Genomic DNA, 24,171 nt, shown 5'->3' with positions numbered 1-24,171 from the left:
ACCGGACTAGGGTTCAGCGATGCGCATCCTGCACACCTCCGACTGGCACGTCGGAAAGGTTCTCAAGGGCAAGAGCCGTTTCGAGGAGCACACGCGCGTGCTCGCCCAGGTGATCGACATCGCCCGGGCGGAGCGGCCGGACCTGGTGATCGTGGCCGGTGACCTCTACGACACGGCCGCGCCCACCGCGGACGCCACCCGGCTGGTGACCCGCGCGCTGTCGGCGCTGCGCAAGACCGGCGCGCGGGTGGTCGCGATCGGCGGCAACCACGACAACGGGGCCGCCCTGGACGCGCTGCGGCCCTGGGCCGACGCGGCCGGCATCGAGCTGCGCGGGTCGTACCCCAAAGGCGATCTGAACGATCTTCTGATCGAGGGGACCACGGAGGCCGGTGAGCGGTGGCGGCTGGCCGCCCTGCCGTTCCTCTCCCAGCGGTACGCGATCCGCGCCGCCGAGATGTACGAGCTGACCGCCGCCGAGGCCAACCAGACGTACGCGGACCTGGTCGCCCGCCTGATCGCCAAGATCAGCGAGCCGTTCGCGGAGCCGGGCGTGGTCAACCTGCTCACCGCGCACCTGACGATCGTCGGGGCGAGCACCGGCGGCGGCGAGCGCGAGGCGCACACCATCATGGGTTACGCGGTGCCGGCCACGGTGTTCCCGCCGACCGCGCACTACGTCGCCCTCGGCCACCTGCACCGGACCCAGTCGGTGATCTCGCCCTGTCCCACCCGCTACTCGGGCAGCCCGCTCGCCGTCGACTTCGGCGAGGAGGAGAACGTCTGCTCGGTCGCGATCGTCGACGTCTCCACCGACAAGGCGGCCCACGTCCGCGACGTGCCGGTGACCTCGGCGCTCACCCTGCGGACCGTGCGCGGCACCCTCGAACAGCTCGCCACGGTGAACCTTCCGGAGGCCTGGCTGCGTGTCCTGGTCCGGGAGGCGCCGCGCCCGGGCCTCCGCGAGGACGTGCAGGATCTCCTGCCGAACGCCCTGGAGGTGCGCATCGACCCGGACATGCTGCCGAGCCGCACCGGCGCCCGTGCCGCGGAACGGGCCGGCCGGTCCCCGCGCGAGCTCTTCGGCGACTACCTGGACAGTCGCGGCAACGCCGAGGAAGGTGTCCGCGAGCTCTTCGACGAGCTGTACGACGAGGTGAGCAGCAACCAATGAGGCCACTGAGGCTCGACATGGCCGGGTTCACGGTGTTCCGGGACAACACGACGGTGGACTTCACCGACGCCGACTACTTCGCCCTGGTCGGCCCGACCGGGTCCGGCAAGTCGACGGTGCTGGACGCGATCTGTTTCGCCCTCTACGGCACGGTGCCCCGCTGGGGCGGCGCCCGGGGCATCGGCAACGCCCTCGCGCCGTCCGCCGCCGAGGCCCGGGTGCGCCTGGTCTTCGAGTCGGCCGGGGACCGGTTCGTGGCGACCCGGGTGGTCCGGCGCGACGGGCGGGGCAACGTGAAGACCGCGGGAGCCGGGCTGCAGCTGATGCCGCCCGGCTTCGACGTCACCAAGCTCGACACCGGCATGGACCTGGAGGACCTGGGCGAGGTGCTGGCCGGCACCCCCGCCGAGATGGACGCCGCGGTGCTCGACGCGGTCGGCCTGCCCTATGAACAGTTCACCAGCTGCGTGGTGCTGCCGCAGGGGCAGTTCGCGGACTTCCTGCACGCCAAACCGGCGACCCGGCAGCAGATCCTGGTCAACCTGCTCGGGCTGCACGTCTACGAGGAGGTGCAGGGCCGGGCGGCCGAGCGCGGCAAGACCGCCGAGGCGAAACTGAGCGTCGTCGAGCAGCAGATCGGCACGCTGGGCGACGCCACCGACGAGGCGGTCGCCGAGGCGGCCGGTCACCTGGAGCGGATGCGGGAGCTGACTGCCGCCGTCGAGGCCGCCGTGCCGGGGCTGCGGTCGGCCCGGGAGGCCGAGGCCGCCGCCGCCGAGGCACGCGACGCGGTGGACGCGGAGCTGGCGGCGCTCGCCTCGGTGCGGACCCCGCCGGGGGTGACCGAGGCGACCGGCGCGGTCGCCGCGGCCCGGGAGGCGGCGGCCCGCGCGGCCGACGACGTGCACGCGGCCGAGGAGGCCGAGGAGAAGGTGCGCGGCGAGGTGGCCGCGGCCGGCGACCCCGGTCAGCTGCGGGTGGCGCTGGACCGGCACAACGAGCTGGCGAAACTGATCGAGCAGGAGGAGTGGTTCGCCGGGAAGGTGTCGGTCGCCGACGTCGAGCACCGCGACGCGCTCGCCGCCGCCGAACTGGCCCATGCCCACCATGTCGGCGCGCAACAGCTGCTCGAACAGGCCCGCCAAGCGTACCGGGAGGCCCAGCAGACCGACCGGGCCGCCGCGCTGCGCGGCCACCTGACGGCCGGGGAGTCCTGCCCGGTCTGCGAGCAGACCGTCACGGTGGTGCCGGAGGTGCCGCGCGAGTCGGCGGTCCGGCTCGCCGAGCAGGCCGGCAACGCCGCCCGCGAGGAGTCCGAGGCGGCGCAGGCCCGCTGGCGCGAGCGGGACGCGGTGGTCCGCAACCTCGCCAACGACCTGGAACGCAAACGCGGCCAGTACGAGCATCACCTGACCCGGCTCGCCGAGGTGCGCAAGGCCGTGGAGGGGTCACCGGACGCCGAGACGCTGCGGCGGCGGCTCGCCGAGCTGGGCGAGCTGCGGCGGCGCCTGGAGGACGCCGGGACGGCGGTGCGCGGCGCACGGGAGGCGCTGCGCTCGGCGCAGGCGGTGGTCAAGGCCGCCGAGGAGCAGCAGCGTACGGCGTGGCGCACCTTCGACACGATCCGCGACCGGCTGGCCCGGTTCGAGCCGCCGCCCGCCGACCGCGACGACCTCGCCCGGGCCTGGCAGGCCCTGGTCGCCTGGGCGGTGGCCGAGCACGGCAGCCGGCGGACGGCCCGCGAGCAGGCCGAGACCGCGGTGGCCGTGGCCCACCAGGAGACCGTCCGTGCCCGGGCCGACATCGTCGACCTGTTCACCGCCGCCGGGGTCCCCGGCCCGGCGTCGCACGACGAGGCCGGGCTGATCCGGGCCGCCGCGGTGGCCGCCGAACGCGCCGAGGCCGCCTGGCAGCGGCTGGCCGAGCGGCGTGAGCAGGCCCGCGCCGCCGTGGAGCAGCGCGACGAACTGCTGCGGGCGAGCCGGGTGGCGAAATCGCTGGCCGGGCACCTGCGGGCGAACAACTTCGAGCGCTGGCTCCTGGAGGAGGCCCTGGACCTGCTGGTCGACGGCGCCTCCCGGATCCTGCGGGAGCTGACCGGCGGGCAGTACGAGCTGATGCACGAGAAGGGCGAGTTCTTCGTCGTGGACCACCACGACGCCGGGCTGCGCCGCGGGGTCCGCACCCTGTCCGGCGGCGAGACGTTCCAGGCGTCGCTGGCCCTCGCGCTGGCCCTGTCCGAGCAGCTGGCCGGGATGAGCACCACCGCGGCCAGCCTGGAGTCGATCGTGCTGGACGAGGGGTTCGGCACCCTGGACGCGGCCACCCTCGACGTGGTCGCCGCCACCCTGGAGAATCTCGCGGCCCGCGGGGACCGGATGGTCGGGCTGGTCACCCACGTGCACGCGCTGGCCGAGCGGGTTCCGGTGCGGTTCGAGGTGCGCAAGGACGCGCGTACCGCCCACGTCGAGAGGGTGGGCCTGTGACCAGGATGTTCGTCGACGCGTGGGACCCGTCGTACGGGTCGTCCTTCGAGGGCGGCGAGGGCGGGGACGGCCCGGGGTCGTCCAGCAGCGCCCAGGTCGACGTGGACGTGGAGGTGGCGGCGGCCGAGTGGGCGCCGATCGACGTGCCCGCGGGCGCCCGGGTGCCGGACGTGGTGTTCCTGGTCGACGGGGTGCGGCGCAACGACGCCGGACTGTGGACGGCGGAGGAGGACGGGACGTCGTACGCGGGGCTGGCCGCCTCGTACGCCGCCGGGGTGGTCCGCTGCGACCTGGCCCGCGGGGTCGCCGAGCTGGCCGGCGCACGGGTCGCCCGGGGCCTGTTCACGGCCAGTCCCAGCGCGACCGACGTCCAGGCCGGTTCGGTGCGCTACGAGGTGCACCGGATCAGCGGGGCCGGTGAGGCGAGCAAGCTGCCGGCCGCCGTGCAGGGCCCGCTGACCGCGCTGGAGATCGAGATCTCGGCGGCGGCCCGGGACGGCGGCTCGGACGGCGCCGACCTGCTGATCGTGGACGGCCCGCTGCGCAACCGGCGGCAGCTGCCACGCACCATCGGGTACGTGAAGACCCAGCAGAAGCACTATCTGCCGGCCGCTCAGGAGGCGATCGTGCCCCGGCTGCGGCCGGGCCAGCGGACCCCGGTCTTCCACCTGGGCACGGTCTGGGGCGGCTGGACGTGGTACCTGCGCCTGCCCGGCGCGTCCGGCGCCCCGTGGTCGGGCATCGTGCGGGTGGAGTGCTCGCCGGAGCTGACCGCGGAGCAGGCGATCGAGCTGGCCGACGTGTCGGTGGCGACGTTGCCGCGGTTCGCGTCGTCGGCCTACAAGGATCCCCGGGCCCCGCAGAACCTGGTGCCGATCGCGGGCCTGGAACGCCGCCTGCGGGGGATGCTGGGCGATGCGCGGGTGCTGCACCGGGCGCTCGCCCTGGCAACCAGCACAACCCGCTGAGTGGTTGTTGTCCGGCTGGTTCTCAGGGCTGTCTCGGCGCCGCCGAGACAGCCCTGAGAACCAGCCGGGGGGTGACCGGGACGGGCATGCATGGCCCGCACCCGCGGGACGGTGGTGAGGGGGCGCCTGCCGTGGCCGCCGCGAGGCACGGGACCGTGGGTGGCCCGTACCGGAGCATGGTTGGAAAGAACCGCCGAGCCGGTCGGCGGGGACTCGCGGTGTGTGGAGTTGCGGCACGCATGGCGCCGCAACTCCACACACGGGGTCGTTTTCGGTCACGGACGGTCAGCGGCGGGCAGGGCCCGGACGCCGGCGGATGTGATCGTGAACATGGTGCGCCCAGCTGATGAGCCGGATGGTGTGATTCGTCCCGCTTTCTGGGACGTCGGCGAGATCCGGTTCCGTGGGTGGCCGGATGCTGCCTATTCGGGCATCTCGCTGCCACCCGAACAGGGAATTCTTAAATGGGAGCGCTCCCGGACGGGTGTCGCCCGAAAGGGGCCGACTGGCATTGTGGCATCCCCCGATCGGTTCACCGAGGGGCCCTTTAAGCACACGTGACAACGCTCTGGAATCGGTTGTTCACGCTCTGAGATCACGCTCTCCGGCGACTGCGAGAATTATTCTCGCCGCTGTTGTCCAGGGTCGAATGGCAGTGAGTATTATTCCGCCTTACCTGGCGTCCCAATCGGCGTTGATCAATACGGAGGGTGATCGGCGGCCGATGGTCCGTCTCGATCGCGAACGCAGCGGAGGACCGTTGAGACCAAGTGCCCCGGAAAATTCTGCCCCGGCTTTGATCCCGGCGGGGCTCCCCAGCCGTATCTCAGGCGACGGGGAAGGGTCCGGGCGGAGGTATCGATGCATGCGGTGGCCGAGGATCGGCTCGCGCCGGAGAGGGTGCGCGTGATGGCACGGCAATCCGGTGGTAGGTGGCAGGCTCTCGACGGTGGCAACAGCAACCGGGACGAGGGCACGGTGATCCCGCGGCAGGGGCCGCGGCACGGCGCCGCTCCGAGCAGTGCTCCCAGCCACGAGGACACCCTCGTGAAGATGCTGTACGAGGAGCACGCGGGACCGCTGCTGATGTTCGTGCTGCGGCTGACCGGCGGTGACCGGCAGCGCGCCGAGGACATCGTGCAGGAGACGCTGCTGCGGGCCTGGCGCAACGCGCACCGCCTGGGCGCCCAGGGGCAGCAGTCGCTGCGCCCCTGGCTCGTCACGGTGGCCCGCCGCATCGCCATCGACGAGCATCGCAGCGCGAGCGCCCGCCCCGCCGAGACGTATGATCGGGAGCTGGAGAGCTTCCCGACCACGTCCGACGAGACCGACAAGGTCCTGCAGTCGATGACCGTGTCGGACGCGCTCCGGCAGCTCAGCCATTCGCACCGGGAGATCCTGATCGAGACGTACTTCCGCGGCCGCACCGTCCCGGAGGCCGCCGAGGCGCTGAACCTGCCGCTCGGCACGGCCAAGTCGCGGGTGTACTACGCGCTGCGTGCGCTGCGCACCGCACTGCAGCAGCGGGGGGTGACGGAATGACCCAGGACCAGCAGCACTACGACGTCGCGTCGTACGCGCTCGGCATCCTCGACGACCGGGACGCCGCCCGGTTCGAGGACCATCTCATCGACTGCGCCCAGTGCGCGTACGAGCTGGAGTCGTTCGTCCAGGTGGCGGACGTGCTCTCGACCGTCGACGGGGAGGCCTTCGAGGCCGCCGAGCGGGCCGAGCGGGACGGCCAGGTGCTGCACAGGATGCTGAGCGAGGTCGGCGTGGAGCGGCAGCGGGCCAACAGCCGCCGGCTCTACTCGCTGGCCGCCGCCGTGGTGGTCTTCGCGATGCTGTCGATCGGCGCGCTGTTCGCCGGCGGCAAGTGGCTCGGCCCCGAGACGCCGAACGCGCCGGAGACCACGGCCCGCGGCTCCGGTGAGCTCGAGCCGCTGCCGAACATCGACGGCGTCGGCCTCGGCGGCACCAAGCTGCCCGGTGACAACCTGACCGGCACCGACACCCGGACCAACGTCGCGGCCGCGGTCGGCCTGCTGCAGAAGGACTGGGGCACCCAGGTCTCCTTCGCCGTCAGCGGCATCAAGGGCCCGAAGAAGTGCGCCCTGCTGCTGGTGCACACCGACGGCACCTCCGAGCGGGTCGCCGACTGGACCGTGACCGACGCGGGCTGGGGCACCGCCGCCAACCCGAAGCCGCTGCTGCTCCAGGCGGTCACCGCGACCCCGCGCAAGGAGATCGCGCACGTGCGGGTCCAGGAGATCACCACGACCGGTGCGGGCGAGACCTTGGTCAGCGTTCCGTAACCGTCAGTACACGAAATGGCCCGGCCGCGTCAGCGGCCGGGCCATTTTTTGCCTGGTGGATCTTACTTTTACGTACGCGACGGCCGGAAGGTTCAACCGAAAAATCATTGATTTGATCGACCCGAATGTTCAACCGACTTCGCACCCCCTCCGTACTACTGCCCGGAAATGGCCAAAGCCATGACACACCCGGGAGGGGCCACGTGGTACCGGAGAAGCGCAAGTTGATGGTTGTAGGCGCAGCGCTGGCGGCGGGGTTCGCCCTGTCGGCATGTGCCCCGACCGGATACACCGCCGCCGACTACGGCAACGCGGCCGAGCCCGCATCGAACGATGTCGCGGCCACGCCGGGCGCCACCGCCGGCGCGGAGGCCGAGGTGGACCCCACCGCGGAGGCGACGGCCCCGGCCGCTCCGGCCGGTGGCGGCGAGGCGAACACCGCCGAGATCAGTGACGAGCTGGCGACGACCGAGCTGAACGCCGCGAAGGTCGCCCGGATGGGCACCACCGTCCAGGACGAGGACGGCTTCGTGCTGTACCGGTTCGACGACGACCAGGACGACCCGGCGAAGTCGAACTGCAACGGCGACTGCGCCAAGGTGTGGCCGCCGTCGCTGACCAACGACGGCAAGCCGACGCTCAAGGGCGTCGACAAGTCCCTCGTCGGCACGGTGACCCGGGCCGACGGCACCAAGCAGCTCACCCTCAAGGGCTGGCCGCTCTACCGCTACATCGGTGACAAGAAGCCCGGTCAATGGAAGGGCCAGAACGTCGGCGGCAAGTGGTTCGTGATCCAGCCGAACGGCGCGAAGAACCTCACCTGCCTCCCCGCCGTCTCGAAGGCGGTCGCACCGCCCGCCGACGACAGCTCCGGCGCCGCCGGCAGCGACGCGAGCGGCGACATCAGCTACTGAATCGGCACAGGCACCGGAAGTTGGAGGAGAACATGAAGGCGGGCCGTATCCCCCGATGGCTGGTCGGAACCCTGGCGATGACCTTGGCGTTCCTCATGACGCCGGCCGGGATGGCTCGTGCCGACGAACCCGTGCCCGTGCCGCCGAACACCGGCCTGACCGACACCGGGGCCGGGACGATCAGCGCCGCGGACCGGGACTTCGTCGTCAAGGTCCGGCTCGCCGGGCTCTGGGAGGTCCCGGCCGGCAACATGGCGCAGGAGAAGTCGGACAACGCGAACGTCGCGAAGATCGGCAAGGCGATCGCGGCGCAGCACGTCGCGCTCGACAACCTGACCCGTGTCGCGGCCAGGAAGCTGGGCATCAGCCTGCCGAACAAGCCGAACGGCGACCAGCAGGCCTGGCTCAACGAGATGAAGACGGCGCCCACCGCCCGGCAGTTCGAGCAGATCTTCATCGACCGCCTGCGGTCCGCCCACGGCAAGATCTTCCCGGCCATCGCCACGATTCGCGCCACCACGCGCAACGACACGGTCCGCAAGCTCGCGCAGCAGACCAACCAGTTCGTGATGACGCACATGACCCTGCTGGAGAGCAGCGGCATCGTCGACTACGCCGCGCTGCCCACCGCGCCGGCGCCGGCCGCTGCCGCGGGGCAGGGCCCGGTGTCCATCGACAACCAGATGCTGGTGGCCGCTCAGAAGGGCGAGAACATGCCCGGCCTCAGCAACACCGTGATCCTGTTGGTCCTCGCTGCCGCGCTGGTGGTCGGGGTTGTAACGACCATGCGCATCTTCCGCGCGCGGTAACTCGAATCGCCCCCGGCGACGAAGAAAGGTGTCACCCATGCGAAGGTCCAAGTACCGCCGCGCCAATTCTCCGACTTGGTTCAGCGGTCGGCGCCGCGTCATCGCCATCGCCGCAGCGTCGGCGGCCGCGTTCGCCGGCGTAGTGACCGTCACGCAGATCTCCAACGCGGCAACCGAGAGTGACAAGGTCACCGACCGGGCTCTCGCCGCGTGTGACGATCTGGCGGCGCCCAAGTCGGCCAAGCTCTCCACCCAGACCCGCAAGGGCACGTACACCACGAACAACGGCAAGGTCACGCAGCACGCGGACGACGGCGCCGGCGACGTGGCCACGACGGCGGACGTGCGCGCCCGCTGCCGGGAGTGGGTGCTGCAGAACGTCTCGTCCGACGGGGCCGCCCAGGCGGAGACCCTCCGGCGCAACCGTGGCAACAACGGTGGCGGCGGCCGTGGCAACAACGGTGGCGGCCAGAACGGCGGCCAGAACGGCGGCCAGCAGCCCAGCGCCGCGCCGTCCGACCCGGCGGCCAGCGCGCCTGCCGAGGACGGCCAGAACCAGGGTGGCGGCGACCAGAACCAGGGTGGCGGTCAGAACAACGGGGGCGGCGACCAGAACCAGGGTGGCGGTCAGAACAACGGTGGCGGCGACCAGAACCAGGGTGGCGGTCAGAACAACGGCGGCGGTCAGAACAACGGCGGTGGCCAGGCGACCACGCCGCCGCCCGGCGCCGGCCTCGGCATCCTGACCAACAGCTGCGAGACCTCGGGCCTGGATGCGCACGACGGCTTCCAGCGGGGCAACCGCTGCGTCTCGACCGAGTTCGGTGAGGTCGGCGCGGCCGCCAACAACCCGACCCTGCTGATCACCAACGCTCCCCGCCAGGTCAACCGGAACACCCCGTTCACCCTCCAGGTGAGCACCCGGAACCTGATCCGGGACCGGTTCCTCGCGGCCGGCCAGGGCGGTTACTACGTGGAGTCCAGCGTGCTCCAGGGCGGCCTGGTGCGCGGTCACTTCCACACCGCGTGCCGGATCCTGGACAACCAGAACCAGGCTCCCGCTCCGGACCCGGTCCCGGCGTTCTTCGTCGCGACCGAGGACAGCCGCGGTGGCGCGCAGCCGGACACCGTCGCCATTCAGGTGCCGGGTCTGCCGCAGTCGGGCACCTTCCAGTGCTCCTCGTGGGCGGGTGACGGTTCGCACCGTACGCCGATGATGGAGCGCGCCAACCAGACGCCGGCCTTCGACTCCGTTCGGATCCGCGTCCGCTGATCGTGGAACCGGCCGCCACCGTGGCCGGGAGCGAGCCGGTCCGGGATCCACGCGTCCCGGACCGGGCCCCCCGACGTTCCCGTCCCGCGTCCTTCCCCCTGCCGGACGCGCAGGTGGCGGACCGCCCGGCCACCACCGGGCATCGGTTCCACCCCGGGTGACCGGACCGTTCTCGGGTGTCCGGTCACCCGTCCCGATGGCCCTGACCACGGAGCATGGTCAGGGCCATCGGCGTGCCCGGCGGTGGCATAGTGGCCCGGTGACCGTGTCCCGACGGCTGACACCACCGGAGCGTTACGCCTTCGGCGCCTCGGTGCGGCCGCTGCTGGTGCCGAAATCGGACCCGTGCGGGCGGTTCGCCGACGACGGGTTCTGGCTCGCGTTGCGTACGCCGCAAGGTCCTGCGTCTCTGCACCTGGCCCGCGCAGCGGGTGATCTGATCGCGACCGGACATGGACCGGGGGCGCGCTGGGCCGCCGACCGGGCCGACGCGATCGCCGGGCTGCGCGACGACGTGAGCGGTTTCCCGGCGCTCGCCGCGCGGCATCCGCTGGTCCAGCGCCTGGCCAAGACCTTTTCGGGGGTACGCCTCCCGGCCACCGGCCTGCTCTTCCCGCGCCTGCTCCGGGCGATCCTGGAGCAGAAGGTCACCGGCAAGGAGGCCCATCGGTCATACCGGGCGATCTGCCGGCATTTCGGTGAGCCCGCTCCCGGCCCGGCCGGCCTGGTCCTGCCACCGGACCCGGCCGCGGTGGCCGCCACGGCGTACTGGGCGTTCCACCCGTTCGGCGTCGAGCAACGCCGTACCCAGGCCCTGCTCCGCGCCGCCCAGGTCGCCGACCGGCTGGAACGCTGTGCGGACGCCGTCGAGGCGACCGCCCGGATGACCGCGCTGCCCGGCATCGGCCCGTGGACCGCCGCGGAGACGGTCCGGTTCGCGTACGGGGACCCGGACGCCGTCAGCGTCGGCGACTTCCACATCCCGAACACCGTCGCCTACGCCCTGGCCGGGGAGGCCCGCGGCACCGACGAGCGGATGCTGGAGCTGCTGGAGCCGTTCCGGGGGCACCGGGGCCGGGTCTGCGACCTGTTCGCCCTGGGCGGGATCTCGGCGCCGAAGTTCGGTCCCCGGATGCCGCTGCGGTCGTTCTCCCGATTCTGATCGGCTCGGCTCGCTAGCTTGGGTGCATGGAAGGCGTTTGGCCGGTCGTACTGGTATTTATGCTGATTCTGGTCAATGCCGTGTTCACCGGCAGCGAGATGGCGCTGATCTCGCTGCGGGAGGGCCAGGTGCAGCGCCTGGAGCGGGAGTCCCGCTCCGGCCGGGTGCTGGCCCGGCTCAGCCGCGACTCCAACCGGTTCCTGGCCACCATTCAGATCGGCATCACGCTGGCGGGGTTCCTGGCCTCCGCGGTGGTCGCGCTCTACCTGTCCGATCCGCTGGCCGTCCGGCTCGGATTCCTCGGCACCGCGGCCGAGCCGGTCGCCACGTTCCTGGTCACCCTGGTGCTGACCTTCGTCACCCTGGTCTTCGGGGAGCTGGCGCCCAAGCGGATCGCGATGCAGCGGGCCGAGGGCTGGGCGATGCTGGTGGCCCGGCCGCTGGACCTGCTGTCGAACTTCTCCCGCCCGGCGGTCTGGCTGCTCGGCCGGGCCACCGACGGGGTGGTCCGGCTGGCCGGCGGCGACCCGCACGCCCGGCGCGACGAGGTCACCCCCGAGGAGATCCGTGACATGGTCGCCGCCCAGCAGGAGTTCTCCGCCGAGCAGCGGTCCATCATCTCCGGCGCGTTCGAGATCGCCGACCGGATCCTGCGGGAGATCCTGGTGCCCCGCCGGGACGTGCTCTCGCTGCCCAGCGGCCGGCCGGCGCCCGAGGCGCTGCGCACCCTGATCGACGGCGGGCACTCCCGGGCCCCGGTGATCGGCCCGGCCGGGCTGGACGACGTGATCGGCGTGGTGCACCTGCGGGACCTGGTCGGCGCCGACGGGCCGGTCGACGACGTGGCCCGGCCGCCGCTGTTCCTGCCGGAGACGCTGCGGGTGTCCGACGCGCTGAAGCAGCTGCGCGCCGAACGGCAGCCGCTCGCCCTGATCGTCGACGAGCGCGGCGCCATCGACGGCATCGTCACCATCGAGGACCTGGTCGAGGAGATCGTCGGGGAGATCTACGACGAGACCGACGCGGACGTCGCGGCGACCGTCCGGGAGGACGACGGGGCGCTGCTCATGCCCGGCTCGTTCCCCATCCACGACCTGCCGGACGTCGGGTTCCACGGCAACGCGCCGGAGGAGGGCGACTACACCACGGTCGCCGGGATGGTGCTGGCCCGGCTCGGGCACATCCCGACCGAGCCGGGGGAGGTGGTGACGCTGCCGGAGTTCACCGCCGAGGTGACCGAGGTGACCGGGCGGGCGATCACCGGGCTCCGGGTGCGGGCGCTGCCCGGGGACATCGACTGACCTCTTGTGCGACGCCGGCGCGACCGCCGGGAATAGCCTGCCGTCCATGACAGAGCCGTCGAACGCCTACGAGTACCTGGACAACGTGGATCCGCGGGAGCGGGCCCGCCTCGCGGCCGTGCGCCGGTACCGGCTGGTCGATCAGCCGGTCGAGGACGCGTACGACCGGATCGCCTTCATCGCCGGAGCGCTGTTCGGCACGCCGATCGCCACGGTCTCGCTGGTCGAGCAGGACCGGGTGTGGCTGGCCGCCTGCCAGGGACTGACCGGGGTACGGCAGCTCGGCAAGGAACCCGGCCTGTGCGCCTCGGTGATCGCCCAGGACGACGTCTACGTGATCAACAACGCGGCCGTGGACCCGCGCACCCTGGAACATCCGCTGGTCCGCGGCGATCTGGGCCTGCGGTTCTACGCCGCCGCGCCGATCCGCACCCACGACGGGTACCGCCTGGGCACCGTCAACGTGATCGACAGCGTGCCGCGGGAGGCGAACCCGCGTCAGCTCAAGGCGCTGGAGCACCTCGCCGCGATCGTCGCCGACGAGCTGGAGCTGCGGCTCATGGTGATCCGCAGCGCCGCCGCCGAACAACGGATGCGGGAATCGGTGAACTGATCGCCCGGAATGGGTAATACAGCGGCATGTTCATCTGGAGTTTCATCCGCCGTGCCGTCCTCACCGCCGTCCTCGTCCCGCTCGGCGTCGCCGGAGCCCGCAAGCTCAGCGACACCGTCGAGCGCCGCCGGGGCCCGAACAACCGCGCGTCCCGGCTGCTGCGCCAGGGCGCCGACACCGCGCAGACCCTGTTCGGCCGGAAGAAGAAGCGCCGCTTCGGTTTCCTGTGATGGTTTCGGCCCCGTTCCGGACCGGGTAACGGCGGCGATATGCGAACCCCCCGCACGATCGCCGTCGTTGCCCACCAGCGCAAGACGCTCGGTGGCGGCCTGGACGAGCTACGCCGCCTGCTCACCGGCCGCGGCGTCGAGAAACTGATCTGGTACGAGGTCCCCAAGAGCCGCAAGGCCCCGAAGAAGGTCCGCAAGGCCGTCCAGGCCGGCGTCGACCTGCTCGTGGTGTGGGGCGGTGACGGGATGGTCCAGCGCAGCCTCGACGTGCTCGCCCAGGAGAAGGGCGGCAACAAGATCCCGGTCGCGATCATGCCGGCCGGCACCGGCAACCTGTTCGCCGGCAACCTGGGCATCCCCACCGACCTGGCGAAGGCCGTCGACATCGCGTTCACCGGCGAGCGCCGCCGCTTCGACCTGGGCCGGCTCGACGGCGAGCACTTCGCCGTGATGGCCGGCATCGGCTTCGACGGGGCGATGATCAAGGACGCGGACGGGGCCCTCAAGGACCGCCTCGGCAAGCTCGCCTACGTCTGGACCGGCCTGCGCCACGTCAACGGCGAAGCGGCCCGGGCGAAGATCAAGGTGGACGGCACCGACTGGTTCGACGACGAGGCCAGCTGCGTGCTGATCGGCAACGTCGGCCGGATCACCGGCGGCATCGAGGCCTTCGACGACGCCTCGCCCGAGGACGGCTGGCTCGACGTCGGCGTGGCCACCGCGCAGAACGCGATCCAGTGGGCCCGGGCGCTCGGCACCATGGCGGTCACCCGCTCCGACCACTCGCCGTTCGTCCGCACCACCCGCGCCCGCCGCATCGACGTCACCCTGGACTCCAAGCTCGAATACGAGCTCGACGGCGGCGCACGGGCCAAGACGAAGAAGTTCACCGCCGAGATCGTCCCCGCCGCCGTCCAGATCTGCGTCCCCGCGTGAGAACCCGGCTGGTCGTCAGGGCTGTCTCCACGCCGCCGAGACAGCCCTGACGGCCAGCCGCCGAGAAACCTCAGCTGATCTGCTGCCACCAGCCGTCGACGGCGGGCGGGTTGTCGATGTCGATCCGCTCGCCCGGCCGCGGCACCGCCAGGGTCACGCCGCGGGCCTTCGCCTCCCGCCAGGTGCGGTCGGCCGGCTCCGCCCAGTCGTGCAGGGCCAGGTTGAACGTCGCCCAGTGCACCGGGATCATCACGCCGGCCCGCACGTCGACGTGGGTGGCGACCCCGTCCTCCGGCGTCATGTGGATGTCGGGCCAGGCATCCCCGTACGCCCCGACCTGCACCAGCGACGCGTCGAACGGCCCATACGAAGCGCCGATCTCCGCGAACCCGTCGAAGTAGCCGGTGTCGCCGGAGTAGAACACCTTCCGGGTCGGGCCGTTGATCACCCAGCTGGCCCAGAGCGTCTCGTCCCGGCCCAGCCCACGGCCGGAGAAGTGCCGGGCCGGTGTGGCGACGAACTCGATCCCGGCGACCGTCGCCGTCTCGTTCCAGTCCAGCTCGACGATCCGCGGCGCCGGGACGCCCCAGCGCTCCAGGTGCGCGCCCACCCCCAGCGGCACCAGGAACCGGGCCGCCTGCAGATCCACCAGGGTCCGGATGGTGTCCATGTCGAGGTGGTCGTAGTGGTCGTGGGAGATCACCACCGCGTCGATCGGGGGCAGGTCCCGCAATGCCACCGGCGGCTCGTGCAGCCGGCGCGGGCCGGCCAGGCGGGACGGGGAGCAGCGGTCGCTCCACACCGGGTCGAGCAGGACCCGCCGGCCCTCGATCTCGATCAGGGCGGAAGAGTGCCCGTACCACGTCACGTGCAGACCCTGAGCGTCGCCGCCCGCAGCCGGGGTGACCAGCGGAACCGGCTGATGGGGTCGCCGCGCCTCGCGGCCGGTGGCGGCAGCCACCGCGAGCCGGGGCATCGACGCCGCGACCAGATCGGTCGCCGGGACGGTGTTGCGGAACTTCCCGCCGGAGAACTGCGGCGACGCCTCCACCCGCGCCAGCCGGGCGCCACGCGCTCGCCCGCCGATCTGGGCGGGGATGTCACGGGCGGCCCACACCGCCGCCGCGGCGCCCAGCGCCAGAGCCATCACCGTACGGGTACGCGTTCGCTTAGCCATGACCACCAGTCTGACCCGCTCCGGTTACCGGTTGCCACCGCCACCCACAGCATCTCCTCAGGAAGTGACCGGTATGACACACTGCCGCGGTGACGCTCCATACCCTTCAGGCGCAGCAGCACCTCATCGTGCGTCAGCGCATCCGTTTCATGGTCAACCAGTACGAGGTTCACGCCGTCGACCCGCAGACCGGCGGCGAAGCGGGCATCCTCGCGTTCGCGCAGCAGAAACGGCTCGCGTTCAAGGAGCAGGTGACCCTCTACACCGACGACACCAAGCAGACCCCGCTGCTCGGTTTCAAGGCCCGGCAGGTCATCGACCTGGGCGCGACCTACGACGTGACCGACGCGAACGGGCACCCGATCGGCCTGTTCCGGAAGAACTTCGCGGCCTCGCTGTTCCGGTCCAGCTGGGTCGTCGAGCAGCCCGGCTACGGCGAGATCGCCGGCCAGGAGCGCAACCAGTGGGTGGCGATCCTGCGGCGCTTCGTCGACTCCCTGTCCTGGCTGCCGTACCACTTCGACTTCACCGTCCAGGGCCGGCCGGCCTTCTCGGTGGTGCGCAAGTGGGGTCTGCGGGACACGTACCAGGTCAGCATCCACGACCCGAACCTGGACCGCCGTCTGGTCGTGGCGATGGCCGTCGCACTGGACGCCCTGCAGTCCCGGTAACCTCCCGGCATGGACGATCCACGTGCCCAGCGCCTCTTCGGTGACAGTCTGGTAGCTCCCGGAGACCTGGCGTCGAGCCCCTTCCGGGTGGACCGGGACCGGATCGTCAGCTCGCCCTTCCTCGCCCGTCTCGCCGGGGTCACGCAGGTGATCAGCCCCGGCGGGGCCGGCCTGCTGGTGCACAACCGGCTCACCCACAGCCTCAAGGTGGCGCAGGTGGGCCGGGCCGTCGCCGAACGGCTCCAGGCCGGCGACCCGGACCTGGCGGAGAAGCTCGGCGGCTGCGACCCGGACGTGGTGGAGGCGGCGGCGCTCGCCCACGACCTCGGGCACCCGCCGTTCGGGCATCTCGGCGAGCGGGTGCTGGACCGGCTGGCCCGGCACCGGCTGGGGCTGCGCGACGGATTCGAGGGCAACGCCCAGTCGTACCGGATCGTCACCAGCACCGAGATCCGCGGCCAGGCCACCATCGGGCTCAACCTGACCAACGCGGTCCGGGCCGCGATCCTGAAATACCCGTGGACCCGGCACACCCACCCGGACCCGCACCCGCGATTCATGGACCCGCCGCCGCGCGGCGCCGCCTCCGTCCCCGACGACCCGGACGGCGGATCACTCAAGTTCGGCGCCTACTCCACCGAGATCGCCGACGTACGGGCCGCACGCGCCCCGTTCGCCGGCCGGGTCGCCGACTGGCAGCAGACCGTCGAAGCCTCGGTGATGGACGCCGCCGACGACATCGCCTACGCCATCCACGACCTGGAGGACGTGCACCGGGTCGGCGTGCTCCAGCAGGGCGCCGTCGCCTCCGAACTGATGGCCTGGCAGCGCTGGGGCAGCGAATCCGACCTCAACCGGGCCGGCGGCGCCATCGAATCGCTGCGCCGCCGGCTGTGCCGCAAGGAAGACTGGATCGCCGACGACGAGGCCTTCGCCGACGCCGTCGAACTGGTCCGCGCCGAACTCGTCGACGGCCTCCTCGCCCGCCCCTTCGACGGCTCCCTCGAAGCCGAGGCCCGGGTCGCCGCGTTCAGCGCCAACTGGACCCGCCGCCTCGTCGAATCCGTCGAACTCATCGAGACACCGGCCATCCGCAGCAGCCACGCCCAACTCGCCCGCGCGCAGTGGCACGAAGTGCAGATCCTCAAGTTCGTGCAGAACCGGTTCGTCCTCGAACGCCCCGACCTCGCCCTCCACCAGCGCGGCCAGGCCCGCCTCCTCGCCTCCCTGGTCGAAGCCCTGATCGCCTGGCTCACCGACCCCGACGAGGAACAGCGCCTGCCCCGCCGGCTGCGCGACCTGGTCGAACTCGCCGAGACCGAGCTCCCCGCCGGCACCCCCGACCGCATCACCCTGGCCCGCGGGCGCGCCGTCGTCGACTTCGTCGCCGGCCTCACCGACAGCCAGGCAGTCGGCCTGATGGAGGCGCTGTCCGGCCGCTCCCGCCAGCTCTGGACCGACGCTTTCGTCCTCTGACGATCCGCCTGCTCGGGTACGGGGTGAGCGCCGCCCTCGCCGCGGCTACCCCGAGTTCGTGAGCCGTACGGCAGGCGGGTTTCGGGGTCGCCGTGGGGTGTGTGGGCGACGGCTGAGGTGGCGGGCTGTTCGCGGGCCGTACGTCAGGCGGGTTTCGGGGTTGCGGTGGGGTGTCTGGGCGGCGGCTGAGGTGGCGGGCCGTACGTCAGGCGGGTTTTGAGGTTGTGGTGGGGTGTGTGGGCGACGGCTCGTTCGGCCTGGTCGGCGCGCCACGGCCGGGGAACCGCCTGCGCGGCGCGGAGTGCCACGGGATCAGAGCAGTAAGCCGCCGCCTGCCCGCACGTTCTGGCCGGTGATCCAAGCGGCGTCGGGGCCGGCCAGGAAGGCGACGACCGCGGCGATGTCGGCGGGGGTTCCGAGACGGCCGAGGGCGGTGAGGGCGACGGACTGCGCGAGGGCTTCCGGTGGGTTGGCGCCGCGCAGCATGTCGGTGTCGGTGGCGCCGGGGGAGACGGTGTTGACGGTGATGGCGCGGGGGCCGAGTTCCCGGGCGGCGACTTTCGTGACCTGTTCGAGGGCGGCCTTGCTGGCGCAGTAGAGGGCGAGGCCGGGCGCCGGCACGGCGGTGTTGAGGGTGGACAGGTTGACGATCCGGCCGCCGTCGCGCAGCAGGGGGATGGCGGCCTGGATGGTGAACAGCGGGAACTTCGTGTTGATCGTCAGCAGCCGGTCGAAGTCGTCCGGGGTGAGGTCGGCGATCGGGCGGCTGACGGTGATCGCGGCGTTGTTGACCAGGATGTCCATGCCGTCGCGGACCGGTTCGAGGATGGCCGGGAGGGTGCCGAGGTCAGCCTGGTCGCAGCGGACGGCGGTCGCGCCGATCTCCTCGGCCAGGGCTTCGGCGGCGTCCTTCGACGAGTGGTAGGTGAGGACGACCCGGGCGCCGTCGGCCGCGAGACGTCTGGCGACGGCCTGGCCGATCCCGCGGGAACCGCCGGTGACCAGCGCGGTCTTTCCGGTGAGTGTCATGCCTTCGGACGCTAGGCGACGGCGCGGTGCGAAGTCTTGAAGGAATGCGGCGGTTCGGCCCGGGTCAGCGCGGGAGGAGGGCGCGGAGTTGAGGCTGGGCCAGCGCGGGAGGAGGGCGCGGAGTTGAGGCCGGTCAGCGTGGGATGAGGGCGCGGGGTTCGGGCCGGGTCAGTGCTGGATGAGGGCGCGGAGTTCGGTGGGGGTGAGGCCGGCGAAGGCGCGGATGTCGCGGGTGAGGTGGGGCTGGTCGGCGTACCCGGTGTCAGCGGCGGTCGTGACGATCGGGGCGCCGGACAGGAGGCGGACGGTGGCGCGCTGGAAACGGGCGATCCGGCTGACGGTTCCGGGAGAGAGGCCGATCGTGCGCTGGAAACCGCTCTCCAAATAGCGCCGGGAGACTCCGAGAGCGGCGGCCACGGCCCCGACCCGGGTTCGTCCCGGACCTCGTTGCAGGCGTACCCAGGCCTCCGTGATCAGCCCGTCGTCCGGCGGAGTGGGCAGGCGTGCCGTCAACCAGCGGTCCAGCAGGGCGAACCGGGCGTCCCAACCGCCGGCGGCGGCGAGCTGTGCGGTGGGAAAGCGAAAAAGGAGATCATCAATCGGGACGATTTGTCCAGAAATTTCGGTTACCGGCAACCCGAGCAGCGCGGACACGCCGACCGGGGTGAGCGCCACGGTGACGCCGTGACCCCAGCGGCTGGCCCCGCCCACGGTGGGAGTGGCACTCGGACCGGTGATCACCCGGCACGCCCCGGTCAGGTCGATGACCAGGGCGGGCACGTTGATCGCCAGAAGACGGTGCGGGATCGGGGAGGCGGTGGAGAAACCGCTGTAGGCCAGCACGTGCCCGCGCAACCGCGGATCCGGCCGGCGCATGACCGTCCGGCAGGGCGTCCCGACCGCCCGAGCCGGCACCGAGTGGATCATCGGGGGCGGATCGTCAGGCGGAGCGCCGCCGGGGCGTGCGCCGGAACGGCGGGCGAGCGCGGCGCGATCGGTTCGAGGCGCTGGTACGGGTCCCCGAGCGCCGGCCGCTGATCCGTCTCGCCCTTGTTGGGCCAGAGGGCGATGGCCCGCTCCGCCAGCGCCGTGATCGTCAGCGACGGGTTGACGCCGAGGTTGGCCGGCACCGCCGAACCGTCGATGACGTGCAGGCCGGGATGGCCGAAGACCCGGTGGTACGCGTCGACCACCCCGGTCTCGATCGACTCGCCGATCGTCGCGCCGCCGAGGATGTGCGCGGTGAGCGGGATGTTGACGATGTCGCCGACGGTGCCGCCCGGGAAACCGCCGATCCGGTCCGCGAGCCGCCGGACCGCCTGGTGGCCGACCGGGATCCACACCGGGTTGGGCTTGCCGTGCCCGAGTGAGGTGGTGAGCCGGCCGGTACGGGTACGCCGTACCGTCAAGGAATTGTCCGCCGTCTGCATGACCAGCGCGATGATGGTCCGCTCGCTCCATCGCCGTACCGACAGCGAATGCCCGAAGACGACCGGATGCCGCACCGCCTGCCAGAGGAACCGCAACGGCCGCGGCACCCGCCCGCCGCCGTCGACCAGGATCGTCGACAGCAGGCCCATGGCGTTGCTGCGCGGGCCGTACCGGACCGGCTCGATGTGGGTGTCGGCGTCCGGGTGGAACGACGACGTGATCGCGATGCCCTGGGAGAACGGCTGCTCCGGCACGTCCTTGACCGCCGCGCCGAGCAGCGCCTCCGAGTTGGTCCTGGTCAGCCGGCCCAGTTGCGCGGACAGCCCGGGCAGCACCCCGGTGTCCTTCATGGCGTGCAGCAGCCGCTGGGTGCCGAGCGCGCCGGCCGACAGGATCACCTGGCCGGCGGTGAATCCGCCGCGCCGGGTCGCGATCCGCCAGCCGTCGCCGTCCGGCCGCAGCGCCGTGACCTCGGTGTCCGGGTGGACCGTCACGCCGGCCTTCTCGGCCAGGTAGAGGTAGTTGACGTCGAGCCGGTTCTTCGCGCCGACCCGGCAGCCGATCATGCAGTCGCCGCATTCCCGGCAGCCGGTCCGGTCCGGGCCGGCGCCGCCGAAGTACGGGTCCGGCACGGTCTTGCCGGGTTCGCCGAAGAACACCCCGACCGGGGTCCGCCGGAACGTGTGCCCGACCCCCATCTCGTCGGCGACCTGCCGGATCGCCACGTCCGACGGGGTCATCGTGGGCTGCTCGGTGACGCCGAGCATGCGGGACGCCTGGTCGTAGAAGGCGGCCAGCTCGCCGGCCCAGTCGGTGATGCCGGACCACCGGGGGTCGGCGAAGAACGGGGCGGGTGGCACGTACAGGGTGTTGGCGTAGACCAGCGAGCCGCCGCCGACCCCGGCCGCGGACAGCACCATGATGTCCTTGAGCAGGGTGATCCGCTGCATGCCGCGCAGCCCCAGGTTCGGCGCCCAGAGGAAGTTGCGCAGGTCCCAGGACGTCTTCGGCAACGTGTCCGGGGTGAACCGGCGGCCGGCTTCGAGCACGCCGACCCGGTAACCCTTCTCCGCCAGGCGCAGGGCGCTGACGCTGCCACCGAAGCCGCTGCCGACGATCACGATGTCGTAGTGCGTCATCGTGTCACCTAAGCATTACCGATCGGTAACCTTCAAGAGGTCAGCGCCTATAGATGCTGATGGAGTGGCCTACCTGATCGATCTCCCGCGAGGTGGAGATCATCTGTTTCAGCCGCGGGCTGGCCAGCGCCACCCGCGAATCGGAGATCACCAGAAGACCACGGACCTGATCGAGGGGTGCGGCGTAGGGGTTGCCGGCCTGGATGCCGTAATAGCTGGGCACTCCGGAGCCCTTGTAGACCAGCCAGACCGTTTCGCCGGGATATTTCGTCTTCAGATGCTGGGCGAGGCGGGCCAGATCCTGTCCCCAGTCGACGTTCGCGTCGTGCAGGTTGCGGTGGGTGTTGGCGGTGCCGCCGAAGGCCTCATTGGAATACGGCAGATAGAACGGGAATGTCAGAAGTGAGCTGACGGCCACGAAGGCGACCAAGACCGCTGTGGGCCATTTCATCCGGATCAACGCGAGTGTTCCGGCGGCGACCGCGAGGAACATCGGCAGAACGATCACATAGCGGGTGCCGAAGTTCCGCGCCCCGGTCATCGTCACCAGCAGGACCACCAGCGAGATCGGCAGAACGTGGAGCGCCGCCGCCCGCAGCCGCGGCAGCGCGAGCATGGTGATCGCGCCGGCCAGCCAGAGCGCCAGCATCCCCAGCGGCGTCTTGATCAGGATCGCGGCCGGCATGTAGTACCACGGCGAGCCCCGGTACGCCTCACCGAGCAGGAACCCGTTGTAGACCTTGTTCTCGAAGGAGAACTGGATCAGCATCCCGTCCCGGTACGCCTGCGGGAACGGCAGCAGATCCACCGCCAGCCCCTTCAGCCCGCGCAGATCCGGCAGGCCGGGCGGGGCCGTCCAGCGCAGCCGCGGATCCACCACCAGATAGGCGAGCCACACCACCGCCACCGCGATCAGCCCGGCGCCCAGCGCCCCACCCACCGCCCGGGCGATGCGCCGCTTGCGGTCCGCGGCCCGCTCCCGCCAGCCGATCCACCCGCTCCACCCCAGGAGCAGGACCAGCAGCGGTACGGCGGGAAGCGCGCTCATCCTCGTCGCGAGCGCCGCCCCGAGCGCCGCCCCGGCCAGCGGCACATAGCGTCCCGGGTTCTCCCGCGCGCGCCAGGCCAGCCAGAACGCGGTCAGCAGGAACCCGGCCGCCGGCACGTCCAGGGTGGCCAGGGAGCCGTGCGCGATCACGTCGGGGGAGAAGCTGTACAGCGCCAGCGCGATCAGCCCCGCCCACGCCCCGGCCAGGTCCCGCGCGAAGACCAGCACCACCAGCCCGAACAGCAGGGTGAGCAGGATGACCGGCAGGCGGGCCAGCAGCATCAGCCGGAACGGGTTGTTGCCGCTCTCGTAGAGCAGGTGCCGGCCCAGCTGGGTCTGGTCGCCCGGATAGGCCGGGTCCAGCTCGGCCCCGGCGAACGCCGTCCCGGCCGCGATGATCAGCTTGCCGAGCGGTGGATGCTCGGGGTTGTACCGCAGGCTGTGCTGCTGCCGGTAGACCTCGGCGGCGGCCACGTAGACCGGCTCGTCGATGGTCGGCGACTGCTGCGTCGCCGTGGTCACCATCGCGAACGCCATCTGGCCCAGCATCGCCACGACCGCCAACAGGTACAGCAGACGGCGTCGGGGCATCGGGCCAATCTATCCCGGACCCGGTCGGACGCCCACCGTACGGGTGGCGACCAGCCCCCGTGTCGCGTCACCGGTCACCGACGGGATCTCCAGCGCCCACCCGCCGGTGGAACAGCCGTCCGGGCGATGCTCATCCCGTCCAGCCGCCGCCGTTCGGCCGCGCAGTACGCCTTCGCGCACGCGTCTCCCGGCAGCGCCAGCTGCGCGGCGTGCAGCAGCCCGTCGGAGTCGCCGTCGGCGTGCACGGCGACGTGCACGGGCGGCCCGAGTTCGCGCTCACCAGGCGCAGTCTCACGGTGAGCGGCACACCCCGCGCCACGTCGTCACGCTGCTCCGTCATGGCCGTCTGTTGGGCGCGCCCGGGGAATCCGTTACCGGTTGCCGGTTGCGGAACGGTCGCGGCGCAGGTCGGCGCCGACGTCGTGCAGGTGCCGCAGGGCCTGCCGGTACGACTCGATCAGCCCGGTCATCTCGTACGGCACCCCGATCTCGGCGCAGTAGTCCCGCACGATCGGCTGCGCCAGCCGCAGGTTCGGTGTCGGCATGGCCGGGAACAGGTGGTGCTCGATCTGGTAGTTCAGCCCGCCCAGCGCCGCGTCCACGAATCGGCCGCCCCGCACGTTGCGCGACGTCAGCACCTGCTTGCGGAGGAAGTCCTCGGTGCCGTCCGGATGCGGCATACCTTTGTGGTTGGGGGCGAACGTCATCCCCAGGTAGACCCCGAACAGCGCCTGATGCACCACCAGGAAGGCCACCGCCTGCAGCGGGGTGAGGACCAGGAGCAGCGCGGACGCGTACGCCAGGAAGTGGATCCCCAGAAGCGTGGCCTCCAGGCCGCGCCGCTTCACCGTGCCCCGCCGCACCGCCCGCACGCTGTCGCGTTTCAGGGAGACGCCCAGCAGCGTCAGCATCGGGAAGAACAGCCACGCCTGATGCCGGACCAGGAAACCCTTGCCGCGGGCCTGCTCCCGGGACCAGACCAGGTTGTCCGGGCTGACGTCCGGGTCCAGATCGTCGTGGTTCGGGTTGGCGTGGTGCTTGGTGTGCTTGTCCATCCAGAAGCCGTAGGACATGCCGATGGCCAGGTTGCCGGCGATCATCCCGGCCCGGGAGCTGGGCTTGTTGGTGCGGAACACCTGCCGGTGCGCCAGGTCGTGCGCGACCAGCGCGACCTGGGCGAACGCGACGGCCAGGAGGACCGCCACGGCCAGCGTCCACCAGGAGGCGCCGACCAGGAAGAAGGCGGCCCAGCCGCCGATCAGGGCGATCGAGACGAGACTGAGGCGTACGGCGTAGTAGCCCGGCCGCCGCCGCAGCAGGCCGGCCGCGCTGATCCGGCGGTTGAGTTCGGCGAAGTCGCTCCCGGTGGCACGGGGTTCGGTCGTCGTGGTCATACCCCGACTCAACCGGTTCGGCCCCGCCGGGTCA

Annotated in this window: 22 protein-coding genes; 15 read left to right on the top strand and 7 right to left on the bottom strand. The window is 71.7% G+C overall.

The features are described 5' to 3' along the window. Positions 1-19: 19 nt before the first annotated feature. From ACZ3II_RS14960 to ACZ3II_RS14900, 13 genes are all read left to right on the top strand, one after another. Positions 20-1,174, top strand: a complete 1,155-nt coding sequence (locus ACZ3II_RS14960) for an exonuclease SbcCD subunit D (protein WP_465518198.1) — start codon at positions 20-22, stop codon at positions 1,172-1,174. Beyond that, positions 1,171-3,660, top strand: coding sequence for an AAA family ATPase (locus ACZ3II_RS14955; RefSeq protein ID WP_465518197.1), 2,490 nt, complete (start codon positions 1,171-1,173; stop codon positions 3,658-3,660). Before ACZ3II_RS14960 ends, ACZ3II_RS14955 begins: the two co-directional genes overlap by 4 nt. Beyond that, positions 3,657-4,628 (top strand): hypothetical protein, encoded by a 972-nt coding sequence (locus ACZ3II_RS14950; RefSeq protein ID WP_465518196.1) that lies wholly within the window; start codon positions 3,657-3,659, stop codon positions 4,626-4,628. Before ACZ3II_RS14955 ends, ACZ3II_RS14950 begins: the two co-directional genes overlap by 4 nt. A gap of 861 nt (positions 4,629-5,489) precedes the next feature. Then, positions 5,490-6,170 (top strand): sigma-70 family RNA polymerase sigma factor, encoded by a 681-nt coding sequence (locus ACZ3II_RS14945; RefSeq protein ID WP_465518195.1) that lies wholly within the window; start codon positions 5,490-5,492, stop codon positions 6,168-6,170. Beyond that, entirely contained in the window at positions 6,167-6,943 is a 777-nt protein-coding gene (locus ACZ3II_RS14940) for an anti-sigma factor family protein (RefSeq protein WP_465518194.1), read from the top strand. The genes ACZ3II_RS14945 and ACZ3II_RS14940 overlap by 4 nt, the downstream gene beginning before the upstream one ends. 227 nt (positions 6,944-7,170) lie before the next feature. Next, positions 7,171-7,857, top strand: a complete 687-nt coding sequence (locus ACZ3II_RS14935) for a COG4315 family predicted lipoprotein (RefSeq protein WP_465518193.1) — start codon at positions 7,171-7,173, stop codon at positions 7,855-7,857. Between the two features lie 32 nt (positions 7,858-7,889). After that, positions 7,890-8,666, top strand: a complete 777-nt coding sequence (locus ACZ3II_RS14930) for a DUF4142 domain-containing protein (protein ID WP_465518192.1) — start codon at positions 7,890-7,892, stop codon at positions 8,664-8,666. A gap of 37 nt (positions 8,667-8,703) precedes the next feature. Further along, positions 8,704-9,939, top strand: a complete 1,236-nt coding sequence (locus ACZ3II_RS14925; RefSeq protein WP_465518191.1) for a Pecanex-like protein 1 — start codon at positions 8,704-8,706, stop codon at positions 9,937-9,939. 265 nt (positions 9,940-10,204) lie between these two features. Then, positions 10,205-11,101: a DNA-3-methyladenine glycosylase family protein gene (locus tag ACZ3II_RS14920; protein ID WP_465518405.1), complete on the top strand. Its 897-nt coding sequence runs from the start codon at positions 10,205-10,207 to the stop codon at positions 11,099-11,101. Between the two features lie 59 nt (positions 11,102-11,160). Beyond that, positions 11,161-12,402 (top strand): hemolysin family protein, encoded by a 1,242-nt coding sequence (locus ACZ3II_RS14915; protein ID WP_465518190.1) that lies wholly within the window; start codon positions 11,161-11,163, stop codon positions 12,400-12,402. Between the two features lie 46 nt (positions 12,403-12,448). Further along, positions 12,449-13,015, top strand: coding sequence for a GAF domain-containing protein (locus tag ACZ3II_RS14910; RefSeq protein ID WP_465518189.1), 567 nt, complete (start codon positions 12,449-12,451; stop codon positions 13,013-13,015). A 26-nt stretch (positions 13,016-13,041) separates the two neighbouring features. Next, positions 13,042-13,245 (top strand): hypothetical protein, encoded by a 204-nt coding sequence (locus tag ACZ3II_RS14905; protein WP_465518188.1) that lies wholly within the window; start codon positions 13,042-13,044, stop codon positions 13,243-13,245. A gap of 39 nt (positions 13,246-13,284) precedes the next feature. Then, the gene (locus tag ACZ3II_RS14900) at positions 13,285-14,181 is read left to right on the top strand and encodes a diacylglycerol/lipid kinase family protein (RefSeq protein ID WP_465518187.1); all 897 of its coding nucleotides are present in this window, start codon (positions 13,285-13,287) and stop codon (positions 14,179-14,181) included. Between the two features lie 70 nt (positions 14,182-14,251). Here ACZ3II_RS14900 and ACZ3II_RS14895 read toward each other — a convergent pair whose 3' ends face one another. Beyond that, positions 14,252-15,358, bottom strand: coding sequence for an MBL fold metallo-hydrolase (locus ACZ3II_RS14895; RefSeq protein ID WP_465518186.1), 1,107 nt, complete (start codon positions 15,356-15,358; stop codon positions 14,252-14,254). Between the two features lie 149 nt (positions 15,359-15,507). Here ACZ3II_RS14895 and ACZ3II_RS14890 point away from each other — a divergent pair, with 149 nt between their 5' ends. After that, positions 15,508-16,029, top strand: a complete 522-nt coding sequence (locus ACZ3II_RS14890) for an LURP-one-related family protein (protein WP_465518404.1) — start codon at positions 15,508-15,510, stop codon at positions 16,027-16,029. 9 nt (positions 16,030-16,038) lie between these two features. Next, positions 16,039-17,505, top strand: a complete 1,467-nt coding sequence (locus ACZ3II_RS14885) for a deoxyguanosinetriphosphate triphosphohydrolase family protein (RefSeq protein ID WP_465518185.1) — start codon at positions 16,039-16,041, stop codon at positions 17,503-17,505. Between the two features lie 312 nt (positions 17,506-17,817). On the opposite strand, the gene ACZ3II_RS14880 is transcribed toward ACZ3II_RS14885, so the two are convergent. The 6 genes from ACZ3II_RS14880 to ACZ3II_RS14855 form a co-directional block, all read right to left on the bottom strand. Then, on the bottom strand, positions 17,818-18,534 hold the full coding sequence (locus ACZ3II_RS14880; protein ID WP_465518184.1) for an SDR family oxidoreductase: 717 nt from the start codon (positions 18,532-18,534) through the stop codon (positions 17,818-17,820). Between the two features lie 168 nt (positions 18,535-18,702). Next, complete coding sequence (locus ACZ3II_RS14875) at positions 18,703-19,449, bottom strand: AraC family transcriptional regulator (RefSeq protein ID WP_465518183.1); 747 nt, start codon at positions 19,447-19,449, stop codon at positions 18,703-18,705. Positions 19,450-19,457: 8 nt separating this feature from the next. After that, complete coding sequence (locus tag ACZ3II_RS14870; RefSeq protein ID WP_465518182.1) at positions 19,458-21,104, bottom strand: GMC oxidoreductase; 1,647 nt, start codon at positions 21,102-21,104, stop codon at positions 19,458-19,460. 40 nt (positions 21,105-21,144) lie between these two features. After that, a complete protein-coding gene (locus tag ACZ3II_RS14865; protein WP_465518181.1) occupies positions 21,145-22,743 on the bottom strand; it encodes a phospholipid carrier-dependent glycosyltransferase in 1,599 nt (532 codons plus the stop codon). Positions 22,744-22,817: 74 nt separating this feature from the next. Further along, positions 22,818-23,000: a hypothetical protein gene (locus tag ACZ3II_RS14860; protein WP_465518180.1), complete on the bottom strand. Its 183-nt coding sequence runs from the start codon at positions 22,998-23,000 to the stop codon at positions 22,818-22,820. A 114-nt stretch (positions 23,001-23,114) separates the two neighbouring features. Continuing rightward, a complete protein-coding gene (locus ACZ3II_RS14855) occupies positions 23,115-24,137 on the bottom strand; it encodes a fatty acid desaturase family protein (protein ID WP_465518179.1) in 1,023 nt (340 codons plus the stop codon). Between the last annotated feature and the right edge of the window lie 34 nt (positions 24,138-24,171).

The sequence above is a fragment of the Actinoplanes sp. NPDC019969 genome, from assembly GCF_055562375.1.
Note: the sequence above shows the minus strand (reverse complement) of the source record. Positions and strands in the feature narration are given on the sequence as shown.

What these genes read in the sequence shown, in the direction of transcription:
- ACZ3II_RS14870 (WP_465518182.1), bottom strand. Translation starts at nt 21,104, where the DNA reads ATGACGCACTACGACATCGTGATCGTCGGCAGCGGCTTCGGTGGCAGC.
- ACZ3II_RS14885 (WP_465518185.1), top strand. Translation starts at nt 16,039, where the DNA reads ATGGACGATCCACGTGCCCAGCGCCTCTTCGGTGACAGTCTGGTAGCT.
- ACZ3II_RS14940 (WP_465518194.1), top strand. Translation starts at nt 6,167, where the DNA reads ATGACCCAGGACCAGCAGCACTACGACGTCGCGTCGTACGCGCTCGGC.
- ACZ3II_RS14900 (WP_465518187.1), top strand. Translation starts at nt 13,285, where the DNA reads ATGCGAACCCCCCGCACGATCGCCGTCGTTGCCCACCAGCGCAAGACG.
- ACZ3II_RS14865 (WP_465518181.1), bottom strand. Translation starts at nt 22,743, where the DNA reads ATGCCCCGACGCCGTCTGCTGTACCTGTTGGCGGTCGTGGCGATGCTG.
- ACZ3II_RS14880 (WP_465518184.1), bottom strand. Translation starts at nt 18,534, where the DNA reads ATGACACTCACCGGAAAGACCGCGCTGGTCACCGGCGGTTCCCGCGGG.
- ACZ3II_RS14955 (WP_465518197.1), top strand. Translation starts at nt 1,171, where the DNA reads ATGAGGCCACTGAGGCTCGACATGGCCGGGTTCACGGTGTTCCGGGAC.
- ACZ3II_RS14930 (WP_465518192.1), top strand. Translation starts at nt 7,890, where the DNA reads ATGAAGGCGGGCCGTATCCCCCGATGGCTGGTCGGAACCCTGGCGATG.
- ACZ3II_RS14915 (WP_465518190.1), top strand. Translation starts at nt 11,161, where the DNA reads ATGCTGATTCTGGTCAATGCCGTGTTCACCGGCAGCGAGATGGCGCTG.
- ACZ3II_RS14925 (WP_465518191.1), top strand. Translation starts at nt 8,704, where the DNA reads ATGCGAAGGTCCAAGTACCGCCGCGCCAATTCTCCGACTTGGTTCAGC.
- ACZ3II_RS14895 (WP_465518186.1), bottom strand. Translation starts at nt 15,358, where the DNA reads ATGGCTAAGCGAACGCGTACCCGTACGGTGATGGCTCTGGCGCTGGGC.
- ACZ3II_RS14935 (WP_465518193.1), top strand. Translation starts at nt 7,171, where the DNA reads ATGGTTGTAGGCGCAGCGCTGGCGGCGGGGTTCGCCCTGTCGGCATGT.
- ACZ3II_RS14945 (WP_465518195.1), top strand. Translation starts at nt 5,490, where the DNA reads ATGCATGCGGTGGCCGAGGATCGGCTCGCGCCGGAGAGGGTGCGCGTG.
- ACZ3II_RS14890 (WP_465518404.1), top strand. Translation starts at nt 15,508, where the DNA reads ATGGTCAACCAGTACGAGGTTCACGCCGTCGACCCGCAGACCGGCGGC.
- ACZ3II_RS14855 (WP_465518179.1), bottom strand. Translation starts at nt 24,137, where the DNA reads ATGACCACGACGACCGAACCCCGTGCCACCGGGAGCGACTTCGCCGAA.
- ACZ3II_RS14960 (WP_465518198.1), top strand. Translation starts at nt 20, where the DNA reads ATGCGCATCCTGCACACCTCCGACTGGCACGTCGGAAAGGTTCTCAAG.
- ACZ3II_RS14910 (WP_465518189.1), top strand. Translation starts at nt 12,449, where the DNA reads ATGACAGAGCCGTCGAACGCCTACGAGTACCTGGACAACGTGGATCCG.
- ACZ3II_RS14905 (WP_465518188.1), top strand. Translation starts at nt 13,042, where the DNA reads ATGTTCATCTGGAGTTTCATCCGCCGTGCCGTCCTCACCGCCGTCCTC.